Here is a 3,146-nt window from a genome sequence, read left to right as displayed (position 1 = left end):
CATCACAACTCCTTTGGGGTCCTTTTCGGGGGGATCAGAATGCGTTGTAGCCGGACGCGGCCGCGGCGTCGGCGGCCACGTAGGTACCCGCGGCATCCCCGAGATTGGCCTGGGCGATATCCAGCAGCGTGTTGATCCGGGCGGCCACCTCCACGAACCGGGCGTGCGCGGCCTGAAACGCCGCCGAGGACTCCCCGACGTGAAACGCCTGCGCCGACACGGCCTCCTGCTCGGCCTGGCTGATCGTGCTGCGCATCAACGCCGCCTTAGCGCCGAACGCCGACTGCGCAGCCACCAACTGCGGAATATGAGCGTCCAACAAACTCATAGAGATTCCTTCTGTGGTTGTTTCGGGTTGCTAGCTGTCACTCGCTCCGCCACCTTGCTCGGGAGCACCTTGCGGGTCCCACGTGCCCGGCACCATGGGCATCTTCGGCCCACCGCCGAATTCGTCACCGGCCAGCTTGGTTAAGCCAGCCGCCTCGGCGACCGACGCCTTGCGCGCCGTGCCGGCGAACCCCAGGCTTCCGGCACCCTGATCGGAGGCCAAAGTCTGCCCACCGGCCGGCGCGCCCCAGTCCGGATCCACGTCGATATTGGCATCCATGAACTCGTCGCCATACCCGCGCAGCCCCGCGCGCCGGCGCCGCCGCGCCCGCGCCGCCTCCCGCGCGGATGCCGCCGCGGCCGCTGCAGCGGCGGTATCCGGCTCCGGTGCTTTCCTTTTGGCGCTGGAGCTGGCGCTGCTACTCATCCCGGAGCCGAACCCGATGCCGGGGGGCACCGCGTACGGGGGAACAAAACCCACGCCGCCCGCGGCCGAAGGCGGTGGCGGTGCCGGGGCCGCAGGCGCGGGCGCGGGAGGGCTAGGCGTGGGCGGAGGCGTCGGCGCCGGCGCAGGGGCCGCGGCCGGGACGGCGATCGAAGTCAGCCCCACGGCCCGCAACACGCTGGGCGCGGCGGCAATGGGTACCAGAGCCGGCGCCGCAGCGGATGGAGGCACAGCGGCCAGCCCGGCCAGGCCCCCCAAGCCGCCCACGGCCGCCGGGGCGACGGCCGGGAGCGCCGCGACAGCCAGCGCCGGGTTGGTGACCGCGTAGGCAAGGACTTCTTCGATGTGGGTCGGGAAATCGAACAGTTGCCAGCTGATCAGCCATTGAAAGGCCTCCACTGGATTTTGTGTAAGGTCCACCCCGAAATTTTGAAAATCCTCAAAAAGTTCGAGGCTTCGAGCGATCCAGAACGACGCTTGGCTGGGATTCGTATAAGTGTCGTAGGTGGCCCCATTGATGGTGCCGCCTGCAGGGTCCCAGTTGATGCCGAAGTTCTGCAGGAAGTTCGCAAGGACATTATCGAACGGAAGGTCGATCGTCGGGTCGTGGGCAAGTTGACTATTTCCGATACCGACGTCTTGCAGGGAATTAACGAGCCCCTGCGGGAGATTCAGCGGGTTGTCCGTCTGGCCCTGATTAAGCAGAAGATTCGAGATCTGCCGCTGGATCCCCAGCGGGTTTTGCAGAAACTGCTCGATCTGCTGCTGGGCCGTCTGCAGGAACGTCTGCAGCGGGTTGGTGCTCGACGCGGGATCGGCTGAGGCATCGGATTTCAGGATTTGCGGCGCGGGGGCGGTCTGCGGCGTCGACACCACCGCCGCGCTGGAGACCGCTTGATAGGTGGTCATCGTGAGGGCGGCCTGAATCCACATGCGCACATAGTCGGCCTCGTTGAGGGCAATCGGGATCGCGTTGATGCCAAAGAAGTTCGTGGCCAACAACACCCCATGAAGCACGTGATTGGTGGCCAGCTCGGGCAGTGTCGGCATGGCCGCCAATGCGGCGGTGTAGCCCGCGGCCGCGGTCTCCAGCTGGGCGGCCGCCGCCGAGCTGTTGGCGCTGGCCTGCATCAGCCACGCCAGATAGGGCACATATGCGGCCGCATACGACTCGGCGCTTGGCCCCTCCCATGCGCCGGCCTGCACCGACGCCAGCAACGCGCTGAGCTCCTGCGCCACCGACGCGTACTCAGCAGTTAGCGAGCTCCAAGCCCCCGCCGCCGCCACCAGGGACCCAGGCCCCGGGCCGCTGCTCAGCAATGCCGAGTGCACCTCGGGCGGTGAAGCCATCCAGATTGGCGCCGTCATCGTCAGCCGCCCGCGGCGAGACACGACGATGCCGCCGCCGCATCGGCGGCGGCATAGCCGGCGCCCGACTCCCCCACCCCGAGACCCGAGCGGCCCAGTTCTTGGACGCCACGGGCCGCCACCGCCGTGATGAGTGAGGCGGCGCCGGCGTGGGCGGCCGCCAGTCGGGCGGTCAACGCGTCGACCGTCGCGTCTGCGGCGGCCAGTCCTTCGGGCACGACCCGCAACATCATGGACAGACACTCCTCGTTTGGCACTCAGACGGGTCGGGAAGGAGCTTACTGAAAATGATTTTCGTTAACAACTCGACCAGTCCAGGCTGGTAACTAGGCCTGCAGGAGGCCACAGGCTTCTCACAAGACGCAGTGGCGCTCGCTGCCGATAGCGAGCTGAAGCCGGACGTGCCAGGGGCCTACCGGCGCGACCGAACCATGACTGGCACGCCTGTAGCTCTACCGGAGCGAGTGTTCAGCCGCCACCGGTAACCCACGTCCGATTGCAGCCCGAGGCCGTCGGCCCCGAGTCAGCCTCCATACCGGTTACACCAGCGGACGCCCGGTCCGGATCCGGCGATCGACGTCCCACAGCAGGACGTTGAACGGGAACTGCCGGACGAACCGCGGCATCATGCGGTTCACCGTGCGCATTGCGACCATCAGCCGGTCGAAGCGCCGCTGCCTGGCGGCGTCCCACGGCAACCGCATCTCGTCGCGGAACCGCTGCGGCAGAAAGCCCGTGGTGATCAGCAGCGCAAAGTCGTCGGACGCGCGCTGCAGCGTCCGCGGCAGCTTCACCCCGCGGACGCGTCCCGCGGCGATGGGAAACAGGTAGTCGCGGACGGCGTCGTCGATGTGCACCTTGGCCAGCGACTCCTGCCAGTACCGGTCGAAGGCGGCGCGGTCGGCCGGCCACATCTCCGGCGGCACCTGCAAGGTGGTGGCGAGCGCCATGCCCTCGCGGTAGTGGCGGGCCGCTTCCTCCTCGTCCATCTCACCGACGAAGATGC

General features: G+C 67.7%; 4 protein-coding genes. All 4 read right to left on the bottom strand.

What is annotated here, in order from left to right; translation table 11 throughout:
• Positions 1–34: 34 nt before the first annotated feature.
• On the bottom strand, positions 35–328 hold the full coding sequence (locus ACLP9N_RS31815) for a WXG100 family type VII secretion target (protein ID WP_442411116.1): 294 nt from the start codon (positions 326–328) through the stop codon (positions 35–37).
• A 30-nt stretch (positions 329–358) separates the two neighbouring features.
• Positions 359–2,140 (bottom strand): PPE family protein, encoded by a 1,782-nt coding sequence (locus tag ACLP9N_RS31810; protein WP_442411115.1) that lies wholly within the window; start codon positions 2,138–2,140, stop codon positions 359–361.
• A 2-nt stretch (positions 2,141–2,142) separates the two neighbouring features.
• A complete protein-coding gene (locus ACLP9N_RS31805; protein WP_442403792.1) occupies positions 2,143–2,373 on the bottom strand; it encodes a PE domain-containing protein in 231 nt (76 codons plus the stop codon).
• 306 nt (positions 2,374–2,679) lie between these two features.
• A partial coding sequence (locus ACLP9N_RS31800) for an oxygenase MpaB family protein (protein WP_442411114.1) occupies positions 2,680–3,146 on the bottom strand: 467 nt, incomplete at its 5' end.

The organism is Mycobacterium sp. (genome assembly GCF_052144515.1).
GTDB lineage: Bacteria > Actinomycetota > Actinomycetes > Mycobacteriales > Mycobacteriaceae > Mycobacterium.
This window is presented reverse-complemented; position numbering and strand designations above follow the sequence as displayed.

What these genes read in the sequence shown, in the direction of transcription:
- ACLP9N_RS31815 (WP_442411116.1), bottom strand. Translation starts at nt 328, where the DNA reads ATGAGTTTGTTGGACGCTCATATTCCGCAGTTGGTGGCTGCGCAGTCG.
- ACLP9N_RS31810 (WP_442411115.1), bottom strand. Translation starts at nt 2,140, where the DNA reads ATGACGGCGCCAATCTGGATGGCTTCACCGCCCGAGGTGCACTCGGCA.
- ACLP9N_RS31805 (WP_442403792.1), bottom strand. Translation starts at nt 2,373, where the DNA reads ATGATGTTGCGGGTCGTGCCCGAAGGACTGGCCGCCGCAGACGCGACG.